Origin of the sequence: Aquimarina penaris (assembly GCF_040786285.1) — a bacterium.
Lineage (GTDB): Bacteria > Bacteroidota > Bacteroidia > Flavobacteriales > Flavobacteriaceae > Aquimarina.
In genome coordinates, this window is sequence record NZ_JBFMKQ010000002.1 from 264,917 (window position 1) to 288,292 (window position 23,376).

25 protein-coding genes are annotated in these 23,376 nt (G+C 36.2%); 5 read left to right on the forward strand and 20 right to left on the reverse strand.

What is annotated here, in order from left to right:
* Positions 1-518: 518 nt before the first annotated feature.
* From ABW637_RS10790 to ABW637_RS10815, 6 genes are all read right to left on the reverse strand, one after another.
* Entirely contained in the window at positions 519-1,058 is a 540-nt protein-coding gene (locus tag ABW637_RS10790) for a GNAT family N-acetyltransferase (RefSeq protein WP_367584700.1), read from the reverse strand.
* A 59-nt stretch (positions 1,059-1,117) separates the two neighbouring features.
* Entirely contained in the window at positions 1,118-1,324 is a 207-nt protein-coding gene (locus tag ABW637_RS10795) for a hypothetical protein (protein WP_367584701.1), read from the reverse strand.
* Between the two features lie 319 nt (positions 1,325-1,643).
* Positions 1,644-2,681, reverse strand: a complete 1,038-nt coding sequence (locus ABW637_RS10800) for an alpha/beta hydrolase family protein (RefSeq protein ID WP_367584702.1) — start codon at positions 2,679-2,681, stop codon at positions 1,644-1,646.
* Positions 2,682-2,809: 128 nt separating this feature from the next.
* A complete protein-coding gene (locus ABW637_RS10805; protein WP_367584703.1) occupies positions 2,810-3,478 on the reverse strand; it encodes a hypothetical protein in 669 nt (222 codons plus the stop codon).
* 111 nt (positions 3,479-3,589) lie between these two features.
* Positions 3,590-3,742, reverse strand: a complete 153-nt coding sequence (locus ABW637_RS10810; protein ID WP_367584704.1) for a hypothetical protein — start codon at positions 3,740-3,742, stop codon at positions 3,590-3,592.
* Between the two features lie 29 nt (positions 3,743-3,771).
* Positions 3,772-4,659 carry a receptor L domain-containing protein gene (locus ABW637_RS10815; protein ID WP_367584705.1) on the reverse strand — a complete coding sequence of 296 codons (888 nt, stop codon included), beginning with the start codon at positions 4,657-4,659 and terminating at the stop codon, positions 3,772-3,774.
* 253 nt (positions 4,660-4,912) lie between these two features.
* On the opposite strand from ABW637_RS10815, the gene ABW637_RS10820 reads away from it, so the two are divergent.
* The 3 genes from ABW637_RS10820 (at position 4,913) to ABW637_RS10830 (ending at position 7,819) form a co-directional block, all read left to right on the forward strand.
* Positions 4,913-5,506 carry a hypothetical protein gene (locus ABW637_RS10820; RefSeq protein ID WP_367584706.1) on the forward strand — a complete coding sequence of 198 codons (594 nt, stop codon included), beginning with the start codon at positions 4,913-4,915 and terminating at the stop codon, positions 5,504-5,506.
* Between the two features lie 256 nt (positions 5,507-5,762).
* On the forward strand, positions 5,763-6,227 hold the full coding sequence (locus tag ABW637_RS10825; RefSeq protein ID WP_367584707.1) for a T9SS type A sorting domain-containing protein: 465 nt from the start codon (positions 5,763-5,765) through the stop codon (positions 6,225-6,227).
* Positions 6,228-6,238: 11 nt separating this feature from the next.
* Positions 6,239-7,819 (forward strand): Lcl domain-containing protein, encoded by a 1,581-nt coding sequence (locus tag ABW637_RS10830; protein WP_367584708.1) that lies wholly within the window; start codon positions 6,239-6,241, stop codon positions 7,817-7,819.
* A 139-nt stretch (positions 7,820-7,958) separates the two neighbouring features.
* Here the strand turns inward: ABW637_RS10830 and ABW637_RS10835 are convergent, their stop codons facing one another.
* The 9 genes from ABW637_RS10835 to ABW637_RS10875 all read right to left on the reverse strand — a co-directional run bounded on the left by ABW637_RS10835 (position 7,959) and on the right by ABW637_RS10875 (position 16,513).
* Positions 7,959-8,219: a hypothetical protein gene (locus ABW637_RS10835; protein ID WP_367584709.1), complete on the reverse strand. Its 261-nt coding sequence runs from the start codon at positions 8,217-8,219 to the stop codon at positions 7,959-7,961.
* Positions 8,220-8,285: 66 nt separating this feature from the next.
* Entirely contained in the window at positions 8,286-8,690 is a 405-nt protein-coding gene (locus ABW637_RS10840; RefSeq protein WP_367584710.1) for a nuclear transport factor 2 family protein, read from the reverse strand.
* A 259-nt stretch (positions 8,691-8,949) separates the two neighbouring features.
* Positions 8,950-9,426: a nucleoside deaminase gene (locus ABW637_RS10845; protein WP_367584711.1), complete on the reverse strand. Its 477-nt coding sequence runs from the start codon at positions 9,424-9,426 to the stop codon at positions 8,950-8,952.
* 92 nt (positions 9,427-9,518) lie between these two features.
* On the reverse strand, positions 9,519-10,469 hold the full coding sequence (locus tag ABW637_RS10850) for an XdhC family protein (RefSeq protein ID WP_367584712.1): 951 nt from the start codon (positions 10,467-10,469) through the stop codon (positions 9,519-9,521).
* Between the two features lie 8 nt (positions 10,470-10,477).
* Positions 10,478-10,978 (reverse strand): hypothetical protein, encoded by a 501-nt coding sequence (locus ABW637_RS10855; RefSeq protein ID WP_367584713.1) that lies wholly within the window; start codon positions 10,976-10,978, stop codon positions 10,478-10,480.
* Positions 10,979-10,983: 5 nt separating this feature from the next.
* Entirely contained in the window at positions 10,984-13,248 is a 2,265-nt protein-coding gene (locus tag ABW637_RS10860) for a xanthine dehydrogenase molybdopterin binding subunit (RefSeq protein ID WP_367584714.1), read from the reverse strand.
* A 26-nt stretch (positions 13,249-13,274) separates the two neighbouring features.
* The gene (locus tag ABW637_RS10865) at positions 13,275-14,678 is read right to left on the reverse strand and encodes an FAD binding domain-containing protein (RefSeq protein WP_367584715.1); all 1,404 of its coding nucleotides are present in this window, start codon (positions 14,676-14,678) and stop codon (positions 13,275-13,277) included.
* 316 nt (positions 14,679-14,994) lie between these two features.
* Positions 14,995-15,525: a DUF1643 domain-containing protein gene (locus tag ABW637_RS10870; RefSeq protein WP_367584716.1), complete on the reverse strand. Its 531-nt coding sequence runs from the start codon at positions 15,523-15,525 to the stop codon at positions 14,995-14,997.
* 100 nt (positions 15,526-15,625) lie between these two features.
* Positions 15,626-16,513, reverse strand: coding sequence for a hypothetical protein (locus ABW637_RS10875; RefSeq protein ID WP_367584717.1), 888 nt, complete (start codon positions 16,511-16,513; stop codon positions 15,626-15,628).
* Positions 16,514-17,033: 520 nt separating this feature from the next.
* On the opposite strand from ABW637_RS10875, the gene ABW637_RS10880 reads away from it, so the two are divergent.
* Both ABW637_RS10880 and ABW637_RS10885 read left to right on the forward strand, forming a co-directional pair.
* Entirely contained in the window at positions 17,034-17,759 is a 726-nt protein-coding gene (locus ABW637_RS10880; protein ID WP_367584718.1) for a hypothetical protein, read from the forward strand.
* 402 nt (positions 17,760-18,161) lie between these two features.
* Positions 18,162-18,449, forward strand: a complete 288-nt coding sequence (locus ABW637_RS10885) for a GIY-YIG nuclease family protein (protein ID WP_367584719.1) — start codon at positions 18,162-18,164, stop codon at positions 18,447-18,449.
* A gap of 508 nt (positions 18,450-18,957) precedes the next feature.
* Here the strand turns inward: ABW637_RS10885 and ABW637_RS10890 are convergent.
* From ABW637_RS10890 to ABW637_RS10910, 5 genes are all read right to left on the reverse strand, one after another.
* Positions 18,958-19,653 (reverse strand): hypothetical protein, encoded by a 696-nt coding sequence (locus ABW637_RS10890; RefSeq protein WP_367584720.1) that lies wholly within the window; start codon positions 19,651-19,653, stop codon positions 18,958-18,960.
* 32 nt (positions 19,654-19,685) lie between these two features.
* Positions 19,686-19,979 carry a hypothetical protein gene (locus ABW637_RS10895; RefSeq protein WP_367584721.1) on the reverse strand — a complete coding sequence of 98 codons (294 nt, stop codon included), beginning with the start codon at positions 19,977-19,979 and terminating at the stop codon, positions 19,686-19,688.
* A gap of 406 nt (positions 19,980-20,385) precedes the next feature.
* The gene (locus ABW637_RS10900; protein WP_367584722.1) at positions 20,386-21,171 is read right to left on the reverse strand and encodes a hypothetical protein; all 786 of its coding nucleotides are present in this window, start codon (positions 21,169-21,171) and stop codon (positions 20,386-20,388) included.
* Positions 21,172-21,369: 198 nt separating this feature from the next.
* On the reverse strand, positions 21,370-21,990 hold the full coding sequence (locus ABW637_RS10905; protein WP_367584723.1) for a hypothetical protein: 621 nt from the start codon (positions 21,988-21,990) through the stop codon (positions 21,370-21,372).
* A gap of 409 nt (positions 21,991-22,399) precedes the next feature.
* Positions 22,400-23,215 carry a hypothetical protein gene (locus ABW637_RS10910; RefSeq protein WP_367584724.1) on the reverse strand — a complete coding sequence of 272 codons (816 nt, stop codon included), beginning with the start codon at positions 23,213-23,215 and terminating at the stop codon, positions 22,400-22,402.
* Between the last annotated feature and the right edge of the window lie 161 nt (positions 23,216-23,376).

Below are 23,376 nucleotides of genomic sequence, written 5' to 3' on the forward strand. Positions count from 1 at the left end.
ATCGAGTGATTGGACCAGAGGGAGAATTGTATTTGTACTATCGAGATGCTTTTGAAAACGAAAGATTCATACTTTTTAATGTTACACATAATGGTTCTCGATACACTTTGTTTCCGTTACACTGCAACAAACCACTCGAACTGACGAGCTGATACGCTACGTCACATCGAGTGATTGGACCAGAGGGAGAATTGTATCGAGATGCTTTTAGAAATGAAGGATAATATATTTACTACTATGAAATTATCTTACATCCACATTTTTAAAATGCTCTGATGATCCTATCTTAATAAAAGAGTATTTCAACATGGATTTGGCTTCTATAGAGATTGTTATAGGTATTAAAGGAGGCCAATAGCATTAGTTTTTATCTGTGAGTTTACAGATATCAATTTTGCTATTGATGCAGGAAAACGGATTGAAAAGTGGTCTAGAGTTAAAAAAGAAGCTTTAATAGATGGAGACTATGATAAGCTTCCAAACCTTGTCAAGAAGAAATTTTAGAAAAATGTATACTATTACTTGTGCTTAGAAGAAATCCAATCCTCTTTTTTGATGCTAAACACGTTAAATACGTCTTCGGTTAGTTTTTCGAAGGTCATCCCGTTTTTTAAAGCTACTTTTTCAGAGCCAATATTATCGATATGAACGACAGAAACTAACGAATCAGCAAAGTTGTTTTCAAAAGCATAGTTTTTGCATTTAGCAGCTGCTTCATATGCGTATCCCTGATTCCAGAATTTTGGAAGAATTGAGTACCCAACCTCTAATCTCTCTGTATCGTCTATAGTTTGTACTAAAAGCCCACATTGTCCTACAAATTCATTTGTCTTTTTGTCGACTAAAACATTCATACCACCCAGATCATTTGCATATCGATTAAATGATTTATCAAACCAGGCTTGGCATAATCCTGTAGGAGATAATGTTTGGTCAAGTCCTAAAAACTCGGCCACATTTTTTTCTTTAAAAAGAGAAACCCAAGTATCAAAATCCTCTTCTTCTAGAAGCCTAAATGTGAGTCTTTCAGTTTCTTGCCCTTTAAGTAAGTATTTCATATGATATGCGTGAGATCCCTGTGTTATATACTGTTTACACTGCTTAGATATACGAAATGTTAGCTTTTAGGTTTTACATTAATACCTATAGTTAAAAATAAAATACCAATCGCTAAGAATACTAGAAGTTCTAATAAAAAACGATAAGAAAAGAAGATGTCTCCAAAAGACATATGATCTGTTAATTTAAATAGGTTAGATACAATAGCGGCTATACCTCCCCATATTGCGCCAGTTTTTATTCTATTTTTCCATTTCTCGTTCATGTTGTACTTGTTTTTTGTTTTCCCAATGTATAAAGCAGCAAATCTAAACTATTTATTTTAAAATACTACGCCTTGACGAGTGCCGGGCCTTAGCTTAGTGTATCGAGATGCTTTAGTAACAATACGTATATATTAATCCCTTATACTTATAACGGTTCTCGATAGCTCTGCTGAGCTTACCCAAGTACAATTTTTCTCCATTACATTACGAAAAACCACTCAAACTGAGGGAGACCACCCTTCGAGAGCCACAGGGTTCGATTAGAATGTGGGCTGAGGTTCTCGAAGTCCCATTATTGTCCTACACCCAAAGACGGTATTAAAGATGTTGATTAAAAAAATCGATAGCAAGATCTACTGTTTTTTGATGTATCTCACCACGATTTACATTGGGATGGTCAATAGTAATCGTTGGTGCTACTTCTTTTCCGAATGCTGTTGCTTCGTTTAAAAAGACATAGTGATTAACATGTTCATCAAAGAGATGAAGTGTACTGCTTTTGATTAAACGATGATACTGTTGTGCATTATATTGTATAGGGGTATTGGTATCGCCTTTGCCGGCTACAATATAGATAGGAGCAGTAATCGTTTCGGTTTGTTTTTCAGAATGAAACCCAAATCCTATCGCGGGTGCCATAACAAAAAAGGCTTTTATTCTTTTGTCTTTAACCTGATCCTTATAGGTGTTATAGGAGGCAACAATCAAGCTGTCGGTATCAAAATCAATATGCTCATCGGTTTTAGGAAATTCCGGCGGCATTTCTCTATCACGATCAGTTTGGTCGTTGTTATTTCTATCCACATAACCACCAGCTAAAGCAATATTGGTGTAGCCGCCCAGAGAGAAACCAACACCACCAATTCTAGAAGTGTCAATTCTTGATCCTAACTGCTCATCTTTAAGCACATGGGTGAGTACATATTGTATATCAATAGCTCTTTCCCACCATTTCACGAATTCTCTTGGTAATTTATTAAAAGTCGAATTTCCGTAGTGATCTACCGAGACAACAATATACCCTTCTTGCACCATTTTTTCTATAAACCAGGTTAACGAAAAGCGATTGCCACCGGTGCCATGTGAGATGAGTAATAACGGAAATTTTTTATCAGGAATGCTTGCATTAGGTACGGTGGGAATAGATTTAAATAGTTCTTTTCGCTTTGGGGAAGTTTCTTTTTGAGCTACAGTATCATAGGTTGGATACCATATTTCTGTTACCAGTGAGCGATTTCTGGATACATCGGTATACGTAACTGACTTTTGACCGATTGCAAATTGTTGTTCTTTTTTTGAAGACGCACAGGAAAAAAATAAAACAAGGAAAATCGCAAGGAGTAAGACTTTTTTCATGGTTGTATTGATTAGTGTCTATATCATAGATACTCCAAAATACAATTTGTTACACTTCAAGGTTTATGTATATAAACAAGGGGCACTATTTTTAGTGCCCCTTGCTGTTTTTATAGTATATACCTTGATTACCTTTCTTTTAATTCTGCAATATCTTTTTCGGTTAGGGCTCTGAAAGCAAATTTATAACCTTCGGCTCCTGCAATACCATAAAATAACAAATCGATAATGCTAAAAGTTTCCTGCATGATTGGCCATAGAAAAGAATAGTCAAACAAAAACAAGGTATCGATATAAGCGAGATTTTCTTGATTGGCTAAAAAACCGATAATACTAAAGAAATTACCAAGAAAGCAGCTTAATACCGCTATAATAGCACCCGAAATGCCAAAGATTGGATCTACACCTTTACCAGAAAAACGAATAGCAAGCCCTACTGCAGCACCTATGGCGAGGGCCATAAAGCCGATCTGAAAACCAGTAGCTACAGTAATTGCTCCCCAGAGCACGGCTCCCACAATTCCGGTAGATATTCCGCCGATTAATCCCTGTGGATAGTTTTGCTCTAGCCTTAGTTTATCTAATACTTTGTCGTCTACCAAGCTTTTCATCACATGGTTTTCTAGAGGTTCGATATCATCAAATCGTTCCTGGTACTCTGGATCGAGACTAAAATCACGACACTCATTTATAAAGTTTGCTTTTTCTTTGGTAAGTGTACAGATTAAACCTTGTTTTAGATCCATCTCGCGGTTAGTGCATTTTTTACAAAATGCTAAATGTTGTTCTCTTGTCATTCGTTACTTATATATTACATCTAGCCAATTTCAAATACTAAGTTTGGTTAGATAACTGCAAGAATACAAAAGACTAGTTTCATTTTTTGAAACTGGTCTTTTTTCTACTCTTTAATTTTTCGTTACTCTATCACTCCATTCTTGAATAATATCGGGACCACTCGAACTGACGCAGGCCGCCCTTAGAATATCTAAGGGTTCGGTAACAATGTGGACAGAGGTTCTCGAAATCTCATTATTGCCGTACATAGGAGTACTAGACATAGTGCTCTTTGTTGTAATATAGCATCTAATTAATCTCTGCAATTAGAATCTGTTAATTGCTCTTTAGTTGGATTATGTAAATTGCCAAAAACAGAGTAGCTCATATCCGAGAAACTGGTGTTTCGTAAGGCACAAAAGTCGTTTAGGTTTTCGTTGTCTATTATTGTACAATCGGCACCAATTGTTTTCACATTGGATAATCCTTCTAAATCAGTTAATGATATGTTCTCAGTAATAACCATTGATTCACCTATTTTTTGTAAAGAAATAAAACCATTCAGACCAAGTAAAGAATTATTATTTTTAATTTCCAAAGATTTAGATATTTCGGTTAACTTAGAAAAAGGAGAAATTGTGGTTAGTTTGGGATTTCTTTTTATGGCAATGCCACTTAGGCGCTCTAGGTTTGAAAATGCCTCAATCGATACTAATTCAGAATTAAAAGTTATATCCAGTAGATCTGCTTTTTTTAGCTGGCTAAAACTATCTATGTTTTTTAAAACATCGTTTTTATAGACAAAAAATATTTCTACAGTTTCTAATTGTTCAAAACCCTTTATCGATGTTAATGCTTGATTATTTGAAATGCTTAAAGAAGCAGAAATTGTTTTAAGTCCCGAAAACCCTGATAAAGTCACTAAATCTGGATTGTCTTTTATTAATACAGATCCATCTATTGTAGTAATGTTATTTAGCGGAGTTAGATCGGTGACCCCAGATATGGTTAGGTTTCCTTCTATATTAGTATACCCTTGAATGGCAAAATTGACCAATTCTGCCTGGTTATTTATCATAGTATCTCCTTTAAAAACTAGTTGTGTTAGTACTATTTTATTTGCTATATCATCACCTTTATTGCAAGACAATGTTAGTAGAAAGAAGATTAATGATATGATCAAAAGGAGTAGTGCTCTCATTCTTTGTTTTAGTTTTCTGGTGGTTTCTTTGGTTATAATGCTGCAATACTACAAAAGGCTAGTTTCATTTTTTGAGACTCAAAACATTTTTACAGTATTTACTATTAGTTGTAGCGGCTATAATTAGGTTACATAAATTAGGAAAAGAACGATGTTTGCAACACATTTATCATTGATACGTCTTTCATAGCATACTAATTTTAATCATAAAGCCATTATACTTATGATGTAAAGCTTACTAAAAATAACACTTATGAAATACTTCACATTAATCCTATCCTTGCTAACATTACTATTATTTTCTTCTTGTAAAGATGATGACAACGATGCATTTGATTTTACAGGAACTTGGAAACTCACTAAAGTTACAATAGTCAATAGCTCTACAGGTACTAATGATATTAGTATCACATCAGAACTAGACGTAAATGAAAGCTGTTTGGTAAATGAATTCCTAATTATACAACCAGATGGTACTGCTACACTTACTTCTGGTTCTACGCTTAAAGTAACACTGCAATTAATTGAGGGAACCGATAATGAATTCGAACAACAAATCGACTGTACCCAAATAGAGTCTAATGCTATGTATACCTGGGCTACTGGGGATTATTCTATTACCGATGCTGATGGAAGTGTAACAACTTTTTCATCTGGAGGGTATAACAGCATCAGATTGCTAGATGAAAATAACGAAATTTATATCTCTGGTTTTGCAACACCTGGTAATACATCAACTATGTCCTTGTTAATAAACGATAACAGCAGCGAAAATCAAACGGTTGAGGTTAATGGCGAAACTATAGAAATTACAGAGTTTAGAGGCTTTGCTTTTCAAAAGCAATAAGTACGTTTATTTTTAGATACCTGGTGGGCACACTTTGATATTGTCATATTTAGACTTGATAGCACAGAAATGTTTTCTGTGTGATGTTATTTATTATGCTTACGTATGGATTGTACATTTGGGTGATAAGAGGTTGTTTATACTACTAGCCAGAAGGCTTGTGATAGTAGGAGAAATATTTTCTAAGCCAAATCCACGCCACTTTTGCGTAATTGCTTAAAATATACTACTTTAGCGGCCCCAAAATAATCCATGCATGCCAAAAATTACTTTAGTATTTTTTTTAATACTTACTAGCTTAACTGTCTATGCTCAAGAAGTTATATCCACACAGGGAGATTCTTATGCCAATGAGAGTGCTAGTGTCGATTTTACCATTGGTGAAGTTGTTATAAACACTTTAACAGATGGTACCAATGATATAACACAGGGCTTTCATCAAACAAACTGGAAATTTGTAGATCTCGAAGATCACACTCCAAGTTTCGAAGTAATTATATTTCCTAATCCAACCGAAGACATTCTGAATATTCAAACGAGTTCCTTCGAAAATGTGACCTATTCAATTTATGACGCCCTGGGGAAACTTGTTTTGCAGGATAAACTCTCTGCAGAACTGACACCTGTCTCTACCAGTCATTTAGCCTCTGGATTGTATTCGGTGACATTGAATACAAAAGGAAAAAAACTAAAAACATTTAAACTAGCTAAGATACTTTAAACGAAACGACTATGAAAAAAGCTTTACTATCATTCTTTGCTGTTACAACTATCGCATTGAGCTCTTTCGGACAAGCTCCAGAGGGATTTAAATACCAGGCTGTCGTGAGAGATGCCGGAAATTTGATTTTAAACAACCAGGCTGTCGGATTGCAATTAACGATTCAACAAGGTGCAATCGCAGGAACAGCTGTATATACAGAAACGTTTACAATAACAACAAATGCTTATGGCTTGGTAAACCTCGAAATCGGTTCGGGTACCACTACCGACGATTTTGCGAGTATTGATTGGGCAAACGGTCCGTACTTTATTGAGACCGCTGTTGATATTAACGGAGGAACTAATTTTTCTGTGATGGGTACTAGCCAACTTATGAGTGTTCCGTATGCATTGCATGCAAACACTGCCGAAAATGTGATCAATGATTCAGTCAATGATGCCGACTCTGATCCTTTGAACGAGATGAACACTTCAGTCGTATTAAACGGTACAGATTTAGAAACCACAGATGGCGGTGGCACTATTGTTACAGATCTTTCATCTTTACAAGATGGAGTAACCGATGCAGATGCCAACCCGAATAATGAAATGAACACTTCTGTTGTACTGAATGGTACGAATCTAGAAACTACAGATGGTGGTGGTACTATTGTTACAGATCTTTCGTCCTTACAAGATGGAGTAAATGATGCGGATGCCAACCCGAATAATGAAATGAACACTTCTGTTGTATTAAACGGTACAGATTTAGAAACTACAGATGGTGGCGGTACTATTGTTACGGATCTTTCGTCCTTACAAGATGGAGTAACCGATGCGGATGCCAACCCTAATAATGAAATGAACACTTCTGTAGTATTAAACGGTACAGATTTAGAAACCACAGATGGTGGTGGTACTATTGTTACAGATCTTTCGTCCTTACAAGATGGGGTAAATGATGCGGATGCTGACCCGAATAATGAATTACAAACAATAAGTCGATCAGGAACAACGATTACCTTGTCTAACGGTGGGGGATCATTTGAAGATAATGTAGAGGTGTATACGGCTGGAACCGGAATAGATATTACCAGTAACGTGATCAGTACGACTAGTGCTTGTGGTTTGTCGATAGGAGATACACATCTAGGGGGTATTATATTTTATCTGGATCCATCGGGTTGTCATGGATTGGTTAGTATGGCGGTAGATCAACATACAGGACTGCAATGGTATAATGGAAGCTATGTAGATACCTATGCCTATGGAAATGGCATTGGAAGTGGCGATGGTAATAGCCAAGGAATACGAAGATGGCAGGGAACGTGTAGCGCTTGCTACGCAAGTGAATTATGCCAGGATTTAAATTCTGGTGGCTATGACGATTGGTACCTACCATCGAAATACGAGTTAAACTTAATGTACCAAAATATTGGGCCAGGAGATGCTTTGGGACTAGGAAATGTAGGTGGTTTTGCTGATGGTTTCTATTGGAGCTCTACAGAGTACGAAGATGATAGAGCTTGGTACCAATGGTTTCGCAATGGTAGTCAAACTCATGCACTTAAGATTAACCCGTTTTATGTACGTGCCATACGTTCTTTTTAAATATAAAAAACTATCTATTCTTATATAATAACAAAGTAAAGGCGGAAATGCTTTCCGTGCTATGTTTAGTTGTTTTATTGCAGATACGGATTGCAGATCTACCTGATGAGATTGGGGTTTTCTTTAAATCTTACAATCGTCAAATTTTTTTCAGTTGTTCTTGAATATGAAGAAGTTTAATTCTTTTTTTGATATAATCTTTATCTAAATACGTTAGCCTTCTTTGGATTTCTTTAGGGAAATTTTCAGGATCTTCAGAGTTATACTTTTTTATGGTATCATTGGTAAATAATCGTAATTTGGATTTGCACGAATCACAAATAGCATAGCCGTACATATCTTTGGCATTTTTACCACAATCGAAACATTTTTTAGTAACATTACCTCTAGATGCATTCATTTTAATTTTTTTTAGTTCTCGGTCTCATTATGATTTTTCAGAAAAGTGGATGGTCTGCCGGGTTAATTAGTTACGTTCGGGGTTATGATTCAATACTTTTGCAGTATACACCGCAGGGATGTCCCAGGCTTCCTTAATCTTGCCATCGATAATACGCCATACGACAACGGCGTCGATTTCCATTGACTTGCCTTTTAACACCATGGTGTCTTTAACATGGGTAACGACTAATTCGTCTCCCATAGGGGTAATAGATACGGGGTTTACCTTAAAGCTGCCACCAGTATTCCCTGCCATTTTTTTGAAGAAGTCCATAAACCCTTTTAGGCCTAAATAGTCTCCCTCTACTTCGGGTAGTTCGGGATTAAAAAAATGAAAAACGGCATCTTCTGATAAAACTTCGGCGGATGCAGCGATATTGGCAGGGTTAAATCTTTTTAAAACGCCGATATTTGGATGTTCTTTATTCATGATATCAGGTTATTGAGTTAGAATTCTTTACTAATATCAATAGAAGTTCATTCAATTACTATGATTTTGGTCAATTCATTTAATGATTATTCCTGTCAAATCTAAAGTCAGTTTATTCCCTTTAAAATTATAAATGAGTACACCGGTCTTTTCAATAACGTACTGTAACTATGTTATAGTAATAATTGCTATTATTTCTTTTAACTCCCACTAATCTATCCCAATATTTCTACCTTCCCGATGAGGAAAACCGATTGAATCAATACTCTGTTTTGTCAGATTTTGAATTCCATTTCTGAAACACTTTTAATGCTTCGTCACGCAGGCCATTGGTAAACTCTATTTGTCGATTAGAAATTCCCACGGCAATCTCATCATAAATTAATTGGTCATCAAATTCGATATCGGCAGCATCCTCACGTGTGCATCCGTAAAAAACTTTTTTAGGCCTCGCCCAATATATAGCTCCCAGGCACATAGGGCAAGGTTCGCAAGAAGTATAAATGATGCAATCTTCTAATTGAAAATCATTTAATTTTTTACAAGCCGTACGAATGGCATCTACCTCGGCATGAGCCGTAGGGTCATTATGTGATGTAACTTTATTACATCCTTCTGCTATTATTTCTCCATTTTTTACAATCACTGCCCCAAATGGACCTCCTGTATTAGAATCCATGCCATTTTCTGCAAGTTCGATGGCACGTCTCATAAATTTCTTATCCTCTTCTGTCATTTTTATTGATTTAATGTTTTTAGTAAGTTCATGCAACCATGAATCAAAACCAGCCTGAAATGTATCTTTTTTAGGTCATGAAACAAAATATATTATTGGTTGATATTTTTAATCTTAACAACTTCAGCAGCAATGCTTACTGCTATTTCATGAGGGGTTTGACTTTTTATGGCAAGTCCTATGGGTGCATGAACGATGTCTAATTCAGACGCTGTAATACCTTCTTTTTGTAATACTTCCCACATGGTGTTTAGTTTTGCAGTACTCCCAAGCACCCCTATGTATGCAAAGCTATTTCTAATCAATTTGCTCAACACTAATTTATCTTCAGTGTATCGGTTGGTCATAATTGCCACATAACTCTCTGGACCTTCGGAAATGTAATTTGCTATTTCATTGAAGTTTATTATTAATTTCTGATGCGCACTGGTGTTAAGCTCCAGTGTATTTAGGTTTTCTCGATTATCAAAAACTACCACATGAAACCCAAGGGTAACAAACAATTCAGAAACTGCGACACTTACATGCCCCCCGCCAACAATGTATAATGTGCTCCTAAACCCGATATGTTCCTTAAAAGACCAATCTTGAGATGAGGTTATTTGGTATTCGAATTTATCAGCTAACGGTTCATTAGAAAAATTGATTGAAGTAGGTGTAAGTGTAAATGTTCCTTTACTATTACCTTGCAAACAATCCAAAATACTTTCAATAATCGCAACATTTCGAGTATCTAAAGGATGAAAGACGATGGTCTGCTCTCCAGAGCAAATCATTCCCGAACCATCTTGTTTATGGCCTTGATGTATTTGTTTTTTCAAAAAGATTTTTAAATCATCATTTTGCAGTAATTTTTTAGCTTCTTCTACCAGCGAAAATTCCATAACACCGCCTCCAATAGAACCAAAAATAAAACCGTCTTCGGATACCAGCATTTTAAATCCTTTTCTACCAGGAGAACTACCAATGTTTTCTATAACAGTTAGTAGATATACATTTTGGTTATCTCGTAATTTTAATAAAAGATGTTGCCAGAATTTCATAAGTTCTATTAATTGAAAATCACTTCACTTAATGCATAATAAATAGCCATTAATGCAGAGAAAATGGCACTTGCCAAAAATCGCCAGTTTAAGCTTACTTTATTTTGGATTAAATAATTGGCCACAAACGATATAGGTATATTAACCAGGAATGATAACCATGCTATTTCCAGTAAATTTAAGTCGATTTGATTAAAATTACCTGAGAAAAGTTTAATAAATAACAAATGGCGAGCAATCCAAAGGGGATTAAAATAGAGTATGGCTAATCCTGTTTTGACTAGCGTTTTTCTAATTCCTGTTATTTCTTTGGTTTTAGCCTCTATCCATGCAAAATAATTGGGGATTTCGAATGCATATAATGTGGCTCCCAAAGCAATCATACCCAATAGTCGATACATAGAAAATTCTCCTAGCAGTATGGCAGCGATCAAATCTCCTGAACTATAGATTAAAGCTCCTCTTAGGATGTTCGCTTTGGTGTATTGTAGTTGTATAGCCTTGCTCAATAGTATTACTTTTCGTATAATCCCATTAGTACCTTTTCTGGCGTAAACGGCGAATCAAACTTTAGTTTATAATTTTTATTGAATGCTTTTACGGCTTGTTGAATGGCAAAATACGCACCAATCCCATACATCAGCGGAGGTTCGCCAACGGCTTTAGATTTATGGATAGCCATATCATTTCCATCCGTTTCTACAGGTATCGTTTCGATTGTTTTTGGAGCAGAAAATATATCTGGCACCTTATACGTCGATAGGGCATTGGATAATAATCGCCCATCGTGGTTATATGCGATTTCTTCCATAGTCATCCATCCAATTCCTTGTGCGAGGGCACCTTCTACCTGTCCTATATCTACACCATAATTCATACTTTTTCCGAAATCATGTACAATTTTTACAGCGTCAATTTCATAGGTTCCTCTTACACAATCTAGAGTAACCAATGTAATGGCAGTACCATACACATGATATGCAAATGGGTGCCCCTTTTCTTTTGTTTTATCAAAATGAATAACGGGTGTGGCATAATGTGCATTTTCAGTTAAGGCAATTCGTTCTGCCATGGCTTGAGCTACAACTGCCTCCCATGTTACATTCGACTTTTTTTCATCTACAAAAACGTAATCTTTGTGAAAAGAAATTTTGGCGGGATCTGCATCAGCCATTTTAGCAGCCACTTTTGTTAATCTTTCTAGTAATGCAGCACAAGCTTTATCTACAGCTTTTCCGTTGAGATCTGCTGTTGAACTGGCTGCAGAAGGCGAGGTATTGGCTACACGAGTGGTATTAGTCGTTTCTAATTTAACTTTATTAGCAGAAATGCCCAAGGCATTCTGAGCGACTTGTAACATCTTTGTATTAACACTTTGTCCCATTTCTACTGCTCCGGTACTTACACCAACACTACCATCTTGATAGATATGAATCAATGCTCTAGCATGATTCATCATTGTATTCGTAAATGAAATCCCGAAGGTAACGGGCATTAAAGAAATTCCTTTTTTGAAATGAGCAGTATTCGTATTGAAGTCGGTAACTTCTTTTTCTAGTGTATCAAATTCAAACTTCTCTTTCGCAGAAAACCAAGTATTTTGAGCTTCGACTTGGGTTGCGATTTGCCCGTAAGAGAACTCATCATTTTCTGCCAATAAATTAGCTTCCTGAATTTTTCGCCTGTCAATACCCATTGCATCTGCTGCCTTGGCAATAGCCGATTCAATGACAAACATTCCTTGTGGGCCGCCAAAACCTCTAAATGCAGTATTGGGAGGTAAGTTGGTTTTGCAACTATAGACCGTTGTACTTACATTGGGTACAAAATAACTGTTCGTTGCATGAAATAATGTTCTCTCGGCAATTGCGGGTGATAAATCTGCTGCTGCCCCGGAGTTTTGTAAAAATTCTGCTTCAAAAGCCATTATTTTTAAGTTCTTGCTTACTCCAATTTTAAAAAAAGAGGAATATGGATGTCGCTTTCCGGTCATGCGAAGGTCATCATGACGATTGAGAATGTATTTTACAGGTTTGTTTAAATATTGAACGGCAACTGCGGCCATAACAGACCAGGGTGTAGCTTGATCTTCTTTACCGCCAAATCCTCCGCCTAATCGGATGACATCTATCTCGATCTTATGCATGGGCACTCCTAAAACTTTAGCTGCTGTTTTTTGCACTGCAGTCGGGCCCTGTGTAGATGAGGTGATCTTGATACTCCCATTTTCTTGCGGAACAGCGTAGCAACCTTGTGTTTCCAGATACAGGTGTTCCTGGCCATTTGAAAATGTTTCCCCTTCAATTACATAATCGCAATCTGAAAAAGCAGCATTCGTATCTCCTAATGTAAAGGAACGGGGCGCATTGATAAAACTCTGTTTTTCTTTGGCTTGTTTTGCTGTGGTAATGACTGGTAATTCTTCAATTTCTATGTCAATGAGCAGGCGTGCTTTTTTTGCAATGGCTTCAGATTCTGCTACAATAAATGCAATAGGTTGTCCCCAAAAATGAACTTCATCTTCGGCCCATAAGGGTTCATCAGGAATAATTCCCCCGATTTGATTTTCACCCAAAACATCTTTGTAGGTAAATATTTTTACAACGCCTTTAACTTGTTCTGCCTTAGTATAATCTACATGTTTTATTTTTCCGTGTGCTTTTGGCGAATCAAATACCAATCCGTATAAAGTATCTTGCCTGGTAATCAAGTCATCTACAAATAGTGATTCTCCACGAACATGCGTAAAACTGTCAATGTTTTTCATTGTCTTCGCCATGTAGTCCGTATTTTTCATCGTTTTCATCATGCCGTCAGTTTTTGAAGTTGAACCTTTGCAGGAAATAATTCAATAAAATGTGCAAAGAATAATTGATTGGCTAATAAACGCTTATACTCTGATGATCCTCTTACATCACTAATGGGTGCAATTTCGGATTGTAAAATAGATGCTGCTTCTTTTACGGTATCCGAATCAATTGTTTTTCCGATCAAGAAATTACCGGTTTCGAATAGATATTTCGGAATAGGAGCAACTCCTCCCAGAGAAAAATGTGCGGCTGTCACCACATCGTTTTCAAGGGTAATTTTTGCTGCTGTATTTACACTGGCTATATCTAAATGTGTTCGTTTACTTACCTTTTCAAAATTATAGAAGTCTGCGTTTTCTAGGATATCAAAGGAGATGCTTTTTAAAATTTCTCCCTTTTGCAAATCATAGGTTTTATAACTTTTATAAAACTTATTAAAAGCTATTTGTCTTTCAGATTTAGTCTCGGTTAGAATGGTTAAGGTAGCGTTGAGCGCCAAAAAGAAAATGGTCATATCTCCGATCGGAGAAGCATTAACAAAGTTTCCTCCCAAGGTCCCCATATTACGAATGGGTTCTGAAGACACGAGTTTAAGAAATGATTTTAACTTTGGAAATAAGAGCTGTAATTTCTCATTTTCTAATAGGTCTGTAACCGTTGTATTGGCACCTATGGTACACATTGAATCTGTAAATCGAATTCCTGTCAAAGCTTCATCGCTTGCAATTAGATGAACTTGTTCTTCGGCAAGTTGATCTGCATTATGAACGTATAGGTCGGTTCCGTTAGCCACTATTTTTCCTTTGCTGGCAATAGTTTTTGGTGCTAGCTCTTTTAATTTTTGCGGAATGGATTCAAAATAATTTGGAATAAACCCCTCTTTGATCAACCACGCAATTGGATCATTAGTATCTTTTTCTTGCAATTTCTCTTCAATACCTAAACCTGCTTTTTCAATTGATTTATACCCTGTACATCTACAAATGTTCCCACTTATAGCATCATTGCAAGAATCCAGGGTAACTTTGCTTTTTTCTATGGCATAGCCTGTCATAGAAACCACAAATCCCGGAGTACAAAATCCACATTGCGTAGCGTAGTGATCGGTCATGGCTTGTTGTACAGTATTTAATTCTGAAGGTAAATTAATCCCTTCAACTGTTACAATATGTTTTCCGTTAGCATTTCCAAGAGGTGAGATACAGGATGTAATACTTTGATAAGAGAGGTTGTTGTCAATTAGTTTTCCGACTAAAACTGTACAAGCACCGCAATCTCCTTCCCGACAACCAATTTTTGTTCCTTTTAATTGCTTGTGTTCTCTAATAAAATCCAGCAGCGTTATTCCTGCATGTGCAGAGGTATGAATAACCTCATTATTTAAAATAAATCGAATCATAGGTAAAAGGCAAGGTACTAAAAACTTATACGAAATCTAATATAAAAATAGGTTAAAGATGCGCAGATAATATTTGTACTTACAAAGCCATAAGGTTCTTGCATAGCCGTAGCTATGGAATAATTCTATAATGAAGTAAGGATGGATATGAGCAAGCAGATAAGCCTATTTTTATATTGGATTTGGTATTAGAATTGAAGAGGACAGAAGTTTCTAAAATCTTTGTGTCATGGGAAACATATAAGAACCCCTGGGGTATTAATTCGCTGCTATGAAAACATGTATGGTTTTAAGCATCGTTATTTTTCATTCTCTTTTATAAATTCTTGCAATAGATAGCAATATCAAAATCAGATAAAGAACTTGTGGTCTTTACATAGAGTGGATGTCTGGGATGACCACTTTGTGTGAGGGTATTTACTATTTTCCATTGCAGGTTTAGGGGACTTAATTTTTGATAGATATCTGTAAGGCATTGACCCAGGTACTGCCTTGTTTCTATTACTTCTCCGCAGGCAATCCAGATCGTTGTTATACCCAATTCTTTTACAGTTCTTTTTATGATATCGCAGTTTAAGCTATGTAACTCTGTGTCGACTATGTCACTAAGGTTTTTGGGGTTAGTGGCACGTTGTGGATATACATTATACATTACCCAACCCTTATTGCCATTGCTGTCGGTAATTCTTTTTACAGACTTTAGGGTGTTATCCAGTTCATTGGGTACAGCAGTACTAGGGTTGATCCCTAGACAAGCAATCATATGATCTCCTTTTTCTCCTAATACAAATCGTGCAGTATTGTTTTGGTTATGAATATATATCCATTCTGTGATGTTTGTACTCATGCGGTTTTAGATTTTTCATAGGTTCTTATTAAGAAAAAAGCTTAGCAACAGTATACACAGTTACTAAGCTTTTATGATGATCTATAACTAGTTTAGCAATCTAGTAATACGAACTCGCAATACGAGCTTGTGATCTTTCGATGGCTACCTTATGTATGTCTCCCATAGCCGATAGTTTTTTAACAGCATCAAGAACAAGCTGGTGGTTGGTGGATACAGCCATACTTTTACTTTTTACTACCAATCGCTCTGCCGATTTAATCTGGTCTGCATCAAGTCGGGCTTTAAGTTTAGCCACCGCTGCAGAATATTGGTCGTCTAACTTCATCCAGGTGGTAATATCTATTTTACCCTGAGCCAGATCATCGGTAAGTCCGGCTTGCAGCGTTTTCATATGCAAGTAATTATTCTTATCGATAAGCGCTGCATCAAATTTTGCCTGATGCTTTACATCATCAATACTTTCTATAAGTCGATAATAAATTGCGGTAGAGGTAACGGCTTCGCTACCAAAAGTTTCTTCTTCCTGGATACTTACCGATGATGCATATAAGAATCCAAACATACCGGGAGACAAGCGATTCATAGAAAACGACAAACTCGCCGATGCCGTTGATGATGACTTGGCCGCCTGGGCTACCGTATTCACTACATCAACATAAGCATCAATAGCCTCTGCACTCATGGCCGGTTGTACCACGGTGGGGTCTGATGCTGCCGAAACGGCCTTTAATGATGAGGTTACCACCGCGGCAATCTTATCTAAACTAAACTCGCTGGTATATTCTGTTTTGATATCAGAATTATACGATAGTTCTCTTGCGTCTGTAATGTTAGCGCTAGCTAAGTGACTCTCAATTTCTGCGTAGAATTTTTTCTTGTTGGCGGCTTCCTGGGCCTGAATCATTGCCTGAAGCTTATCCACTTGTTGTTTTGCCTTTACAGTTTTGTCGGCGACTCTTTTAACTGATGCTGATCTGCATGCCATGTTTTATTGGTTTTAAGAATTTCCTACTCGTATGGCTTTTCGGATTTCGCCTCGTTTTTTTGTGTGGTTTCTGATCTCCACGATATAATATTATGAGTAAATATTGTGCACTTAGGGGTAGTATACACAGAAGATATTCTTCGAATACGATAACCTAAAGATAGTCCAAGAAAAAAGAAGAAACAACAGTATAAATACTTGTTTATTCCTAAAGTATTTATACGTAAATAAACTAAGAATTATACGATAGTAAGGCATAATATAGTACCATCATGTTATGTTTTATGTACTGTGCATTATTAGGATAGAAACAATAATAGTAAGGTAGGCGAGTTATCCAAAAGGCTATGTATTCAATAGATATAGATAATTAAAATGGGAAAACTTTACGCATCACTCCACAAAAAAAACAAAAAAACAGGGTAACATTTTACCCTTCTAGACACATATAGTAGACGGTGTACAATCGTAACATTAAATATTAGTTGAATTAAATACAGAAAACAAACAAAAAAGTAACATGAAAAACAAAATTTTATCTTTACCCTTATTCTTATTAGCAGGCTTATTAGTTATGCTTTCATCTTGTGACTCTGATAGTGATACTGTTCAGAATCCTGTTCCTACTAGCCCAGTACTCCTTGACGAGTTTTTCTTTACAGGTACTTTAGGGGATGACGCTTTTGATATTAGATTTCAATCCTATGACGCTACCATTGGTAATCCTCCCAATGATGATCATACGATCGATTTTGGAGGAGGAGGTATTAATAGAGTACCTCGTACAGGAGAGGATATAGAATATTGCTATGGTTCTTATGCTTTTGGAGTGTTGCCGGATAATACTCAAAGTCCTGTACCCAATGTTGACGGAGCTAAACTATTTATTTACGAAATAGCTTTGGGTCAATGTTCTACAGCCAATGAAAATGAAACGCTAGAATCTTTTTTTAATAGAGATAGTTTTGTGTATTCTGAAGGCGTAAGCGATAGAACCTTGAGTAGAATTACCTTTTCTTTATTTCCGCCAGAAGTAGCCGGAGTTCCTGCCGAAGAGCAAGATTTTTATACGTCGGCTGGTGAGAATACCAATGCTACATTTGCAATCACCTCGGTAGAGGAAGAAGATGAAAACACCTATATTCTTGAAGGAACTTTTGCATGTACCATGTATAGTCATTTAGATGATACAAATTCTAAAGCGTTAACAAATGGTAAGTTTAGAATCAAAGTAAAAACAAATTAGACCGATAGAACTAACGGGGAGATTGGCTACGTCACAACTTGTCCCGAACTTGTTTTCGGGATCGAGTGATTTGAACAGGTAAACACGCTACGTCTCATCGAGTGATTCGACCAGCGGGAGAATTGTATCGAGATGCTTTTAGAACCGATAGGTTTAAACTTAATCTATAGTACACCTAAATGGCTCTCGATACAATCCCGATTACCATCGGGACCACTCGAACTGACGGGGAGATAGGCTATGACGTCACAACTTGTCCCGAACTTGTTTTCGGGATCGGGTGATTCGATACTGCGTTAAGCTCAGCACAGATCAAGCACAAACGCTACGTCACATCGAGTGCCGCGCCTTGGCGCGGTGTATCGAGATGCTTTTAGCAACGAAAAGTCTATATTTACTAATATGAAACTATCTTACGTCTACATTTTAAAATGCTCTGATGATTCTTACTATACCGGAGTAACATCAAATCTCAACAAAAGATTGTTTCAACACGAATCAGGTTTTTATAGAGATTGTTATACCTATAAAAGAAGGCCCATAACATTAGTTTTTGTTTGCGAGTTTACAGATATCAATTTTGCTATTGATACCGAAAAACAGATTAAAAAGTGGTCTAGAGTTAAAAAAGAAGCTTTAATCAATGGAGATTATGATAAGCTTCCTAATCTTGCAAAAAAGAAATTTTAGTAAGAAACGGTTCTCGATACAATCCCGATTACCATCGGGATCACTCGAACTGACGGGGAGATAGGCTATGACGTCACAACTTGTCCCGAACTTGTTTTCGGGATCGGGTGATTTGATCAAGCAAACACGCTACGTCTCATCGAGTGATTCGACCAGCGGGAGAATTGTATCGAGATGCTTTTAGCACCGATGGGTTTAATTGAATCTATAGTACACCTAAATGGTTCTCGATACAATTTTTCTCCATTACATTCCGAAAAACCACTCGAACTGACGTTGCGACTAAGCTCAACATGGCCAAGCACACACGCTACGTCACAACTTGTCCCGAACTTGTTTTCGGGATCGAGTGATTTGATCAAGCAAACACGCTACGTCTCATCGAGTGATTCGACCAGCGGGAGAATTGTATCGAGATGCTTTTAGAACCGGAAAAACCCAAACACAAAAAAAAGGAACACCAATCGTGTTCCTTTTATACTTTATATAGCGTGTATATTATAAACTACTATACCAACTCTTCTTCTTGTTCATCCCCAACGGTTACACCGCCAGATCGGTTGGGAGCGCGGTAAAGATCGCGTTTGGCAGTAAACTCATCAAACACATTATCGGCCGCAGCATTTATTTTTTGAAGGATGGCATACAACTCATTAAGTTGCTCTACACGCTCGGCAGTATCTACCGTGCGTGTTCCTTTTTTCTGTTCTTGCACTTTATTAACTTCGCGAAGGGTTTGTGCCAGGACAGTTGGTTGTTTTACGATATCTTTTGGCATACCCGTGGCTTCTAATGCTTTGAGATGCTGAGCAATCGTATCAGACAATCCCTCCATAAACTGGATCATTTTTATCTGATTTTTGGTAACATCTTTAAATCTGCCAATACCAAATTGACGTTGTATTGCTTTTTGACCCGGGAATGCATCTAATACCCAATATCGAAGCTTTTTAAAATACGTGCGACACTCTTGCATGGCCTTTTCTACCACTTCTGTTTTTTCTTGTAGCTGTGCTACGTTGAGGTCATCGCCACCTTCTTTATAGCCCTGCGCTACTTTTTGCTCTAATTGGGTTACAAAATCGTTGTTAAGTTTTGGATCAAAGGTGGTAAATTGATCGATGTCTAGTTTTAAATGTTCTACTGTAGTGTCTCCCCATTCTAAAAGAACTGTGTCTTTAAAACTGTAATTGCGTTCTGCCATTTTTTTAGGTTTTAATTTTATGAGTAAAATGATTAAGTTAAATACACATACGCAATAGTTGTTGTTCTTGACAAAGTAGCTAAAGGTTTCCCCGTTGCAGCTGATTGTTTCGACAAGACAGCTAAGGATTTCCCCGTTGCAGCTGATCGTTTCGACAAGATAGCTAAGGGTTTCCCCGTTGCAGCTGATCGTTTCGACAAGACAGCTAAGGGTTTCCCCGTTGCAGCTGATCGTTTCGACAAGACAGCTAAGGATTTCTCCGTTGCAGCTGATTGTTTCGACAAGATAGCTAAGGATTTCTCCGTTGCAGCTGATCGTTTCGACAAGATAGCTAAGGATTTCTCCGTTGCAGCTGAAGCTTTCGACAAAAATTCACAAACTACTAAACTATATATGTATTTAGACGCAATATGACGATTGCATGGGGTGGGTGTACCGTTAAGCGATGGCGAATATAAGGATTAATTTTTGAATTATGAATTGCTGATTAGTATTGTTAGATTTTTAGTAGTTAGTAGTTAGTAGTTAGGGGGTAGGTGTTGGGGTTGTTATTTGGTAGCTACGATGAGGTTGTACCGGTTAGACATGGAAAAGATGTTTGTGGTTCTACTGGTTAGATCGCTCGGATGTGCAATCTGCGATATCGGGTTTAATGTTGATACATCTTTGACGGCACTCGTCACAGACGAGCGTTAGCAGGGGGGGATTAATTATAGCCATTGTTAGCTGGTGTTATTCTCCTTTTTTCACTCTTTCCCATTCTGTTTTCAATGTTTTCTTAGTTAGTTCCAATACATCAATTTGACACTTCCATAACTCCTGCAGATCACTTTCTACTGCATCTTTTTTGGTAGCCTTTAACATGGTTATACGAAGCTTTTTTAAGGCATCAATGAAATTTTTGTCTTTTTCAGGGTTAACCATTAGTTCAGCGGTGAAAATCAATTGTTGGAATTTCTTGTATTCTTCGTGAGGTACAACTTTAGTTAATCCCATATGACTTACTAAAGGCATCATCTCGCTAATAACGTCTCTTAATTTATTAATCCAATTTTGTCTATTATTTGAAAGTACATTTTGTCTGAATATTAGTTCTGCATTTTTATCAGCTGAATTTATTTGTTTCTCCAATATTTCTTTCGAAGATTTGATTTGAGCATCAACTGTTTTTTTTGATTCTGAGAGTTGATTATTTAACTGTCTTTCGGATAATTTTCTTTGTTTTTTACCTGTATGAATAGTTCCATACAGAGCAATTAATCCGACAAAAATTGCAATCAAAGATGGAAATATAAATTGAAAAATTGAATCTGATTTGTTAGATTCTAGCTTTATAGAACCTGAATGTCTCAAAGGTTTTGGTTCTTGCTTTGATAGTTCTGATTCATCGGCATATTTCTTTATTATTGAATCCTGTCGTTTTGTTTCGAGAATTAATGAATCTAATATTTTATTCCCTTCCTGCCCACGAATAATGAAGGAACAAATGATTAATAAAAAGAAAAAAAAATGTTTCATTTTCGAGATTTTTTATAATGACAGCTAACGCCAAATATATGAATCGGAGCAAGGCAAGTACACCTGAGCCAATCGATTTATCTGCGCATTTTTATTTCTTATTCAATTTATAAAAATCTAGCGCCATTGTAAAAAGGAAATGACCTTTCGATCCAATACAAAACTTTGCTCTGATTTTATATATAATGTTGGCAGTAGTTATTCTTTATTTTTATCCTTTGTCTTTGCCTTTTCTTTTTCCAATTCTTCTTTAATCATTTTTTTTCCATCAGTATAAAGTAATTCATCTTCTATTAAATTCATTGGTTTTAAAGGAGATAAATCATCAATGACATTGTTAAGATGATAAATCATTACGGAAGAAATAAATAAGAATACTCCTCGAGTGCCTTTTACAATATTTTCATTTTTCTTTTCAAGAAAATGATCATAAACTGGCATAATTTCACAAGTTTTGGATAACTCACTAACTCTTGATTTTACACTACCATTTTCAAAGTTACATCCGTAAATATCGTGTGCAAATGAATTTCTAATTTTCCGAATCAAGTGAATATCTCTACAAAATCGAGAGCTAATAATTCCTAATCTATATGATACATCAATTTTAGAGCTAAATGTTGATATAGGAGCATTTCCTCCTTCAAATAAATTGTCAGTTGCATTTGGTATTGGGATTAGATAAGATTTCAATATTGTAGTTAAGGCTTCATCAATTAGCGCAGCTACAAGAATAACTGCAGCTCGATCAGTTTCTTTTTTAAATTCATTTATTAAAAAATTGAACGTCCATTGTTTGTCAATACCTTTATCTCCCATATTTAGATTCTATTCTTTAAGTTCACTCATAGTTTGAATTACTGCCAACAATTGTATATAGTTACCTTTAGTACCTATTTTTTTTACCTCCACTAATCTACCCCAATATTTGTAACCTTCCGATGTGGGAAACCGTAAGCATTTTAAAAAAGATTTTTGTATGGCCCTTCGACGCAGCTCAGGGACCATACTTCAATAAACTCAGGGTGACACCTTCGACGAGTTTGTAATAAGTTAGAGCTATACTTTGATAAATTTGTTGACTTATCTACCTATAGATAGATATCTGCGGGATAGAATCTTTGTGGTGACTGGTCATAGACTTGTAGGAGCACCGATTACAAATCCACGCCATCTGGGGTTAAGCACCAAAACCCTTATTAATTATAGCCATTGTTAGCAATTGATTTTATTCGATTTTATGTTTTAATCGCTGAGACATAACACTACTAATTAATTTTTGTGCCGTGTTTTGTCCTCCTCCAATATTGTTATAAAAACCAACTATTCTAGGGTTCAGTTCACTATCATCTTCATACATTTTAGCTTTTATAGAAGATAATGACATTATAGCATTCTGAATTGTAGTTGTATTTATTTGACTTGGCATTGGTATTAATGAAGAGATATCTTTTCCACTAACACCGAGAGTTTGGATTAATAGAGTCCCTGTAACTTTTTTTGATTCGGCTGCTAAACCTAAAGCAAAAAGATTACCTAAATCAACAGAACCTTCATTTACCTGAATTGTAGCTGTAAATCTTAAACCAACACCAACGTAAACTGGTACAACAAAATTTGATTCATCATATTTCAAAGGGATTCTAAAGTCAATAATATTATCTAAAGAATCTTTAGCAACTTCTAGGCTAAGTGATTTTGTGTCAAATTTAATATAATCCAATATTACAATATAACTACTTCCAGCATAACCTATCTTTGCAGATGCAAAACTAGTATTACCTTTAGAGTCTATTTTTCCAATAGCCAATCTCATAGTTTCATCAGGTAGGGTTGACATAATTTTTTTGTTAGTTACGTTGTCACGCTCAAAAGCCTTCAACTTATCTTCACTACCAATGTATAAATCAACTGGAAGTGGGTCAATTGGTTGATATCCAAAACTAACTGCATTTTTTTGGTCTCCTAATGTATCTGGTAATTGTTGACTTGACTTACAACTCGCTAGAACAATTGTCATTAATAAAAGTATAGCTTTTTTCATAGTTTTGTTGATTTTCAATTTGTTGCTAACAATTGTATATGTCACCTTTAGTACCTATAGACCTTTTTTATACCCACTAATCTACCTCAATATTTCTAACCTCCCGATGCCGGAAACTGTATGCATTTTTAAAAAGTTATTTGTATGATTCTTGAGCAGTA

Coding starts and splice junctions, on each gene's coding strand:
- ABW637_RS10790 (WP_367584700.1), bottom strand. CDS start 1,058: ATGAAATACTTACTTAAAGGGCAAGAAACTGAAAGACTCACATTTAGG.
- ABW637_RS10795 (WP_367584701.1), bottom strand. CDS start 1,324: ATGAACGAGAAATGGAAAAATAGAATAAAAACTGGCGCAATATGGGGA.
- ABW637_RS10800 (WP_367584702.1), bottom strand. CDS start 2,681: ATGAAAAAAGTCTTACTCCTTGCGATTTTCCTTGTTTTATTTTTTTCC.
- ABW637_RS10805 (WP_367584703.1), bottom strand. CDS start 3,478: ATGACAAGAGAACAACATTTAGCATTTTGTAAAAAATGCACTAACCGC.
- ABW637_RS10810 (WP_367584704.1), bottom strand. CDS start 3,742: ATGTCTAGTACTCCTATGTACGGCAATAATGAGATTTCGAGAACCTCT.
- ABW637_RS10815 (WP_367584705.1), bottom strand. CDS start 4,659: ATGAGAGCACTACTCCTTTTGATCATATCATTAATCTTCTTTCTACTA.
- ABW637_RS10820 (WP_367584706.1), top strand. CDS start 4,913: ATGAAATACTTCACATTAATCCTATCCTTGCTAACATTACTATTATTT.
- ABW637_RS10825 (WP_367584707.1), top strand. CDS start 5,763: ATGCCAAAAATTACTTTAGTATTTTTTTTAATACTTACTAGCTTAACT.
- ABW637_RS10830 (WP_367584708.1), top strand. CDS start 6,239: ATGAAAAAAGCTTTACTATCATTCTTTGCTGTTACAACTATCGCATTG.
- ABW637_RS10835 (WP_367584709.1), bottom strand. CDS start 8,219: ATGAATGCATCTAGAGGTAATGTTACTAAAAAATGTTTCGATTGTGGT.
- ABW637_RS10840 (WP_367584710.1), bottom strand. CDS start 8,690: ATGAATAAAGAACATCCAAATATCGGCGTTTTAAAAAGATTTAACCCT.
- ABW637_RS10845 (WP_367584711.1), bottom strand. CDS start 9,426: ATGACAGAAGAGGATAAGAAATTTATGAGACGTGCCATCGAACTTGCA.
- ABW637_RS10850 (WP_367584712.1), bottom strand. CDS start 10,469: ATGAAATTCTGGCAACATCTTTTATTAAAATTACGAGATAACCAAAAT.
- ABW637_RS10860 (WP_367584714.1), bottom strand. CDS start 13,248: ATGGCGAAGACAATGAAAAACATTGACAGTTTTACGCATGTTCGTGGA.
- ABW637_RS10865 (WP_367584715.1), bottom strand. CDS start 14,678: ATGATTCGATTTATTTTAAATAATGAGGTTATTCATACCTCTGCACAT.
- ABW637_RS10870 (WP_367584716.1), bottom strand. CDS start 15,525: ATGAGTACAAACATCACAGAATGGATATATATTCATAACCAAAACAAT.
- ABW637_RS10875 (WP_367584717.1), bottom strand. CDS start 16,513: ATGGCATGCAGATCAGCATCAGTTAAAAGAGTCGCCGACAAAACTGTA.
- ABW637_RS10880 (WP_367584718.1), top strand. CDS start 17,034: ATGAAAAACAAAATTTTATCTTTACCCTTATTCTTATTAGCAGGCTTA.
- ABW637_RS10885 (WP_367584719.1), top strand. CDS start 18,162: ATGAAACTATCTTACGTCTACATTTTAAAATGCTCTGATGATTCTTAC.
- ABW637_RS10890 (WP_367584720.1), bottom strand. CDS start 19,653: ATGGCAGAACGCAATTACAGTTTTAAAGACACAGTTCTTTTAGAATGG.
- ABW637_RS10900 (WP_367584722.1), bottom strand. CDS start 21,171: ATGAAACATTTTTTTTTCTTTTTATTAATCATTTGTTCCTTCATTATT.
- ABW637_RS10905 (WP_367584723.1), bottom strand. CDS start 21,990: ATGGGAGATAAAGGTATTGACAAACAATGGACGTTCAATTTTTTAATA.
- ABW637_RS10910 (WP_367584724.1), bottom strand. CDS start 23,215: ATGAAAAAAGCTATACTTTTATTAATGACAATTGTTCTAGCGAGTTGT.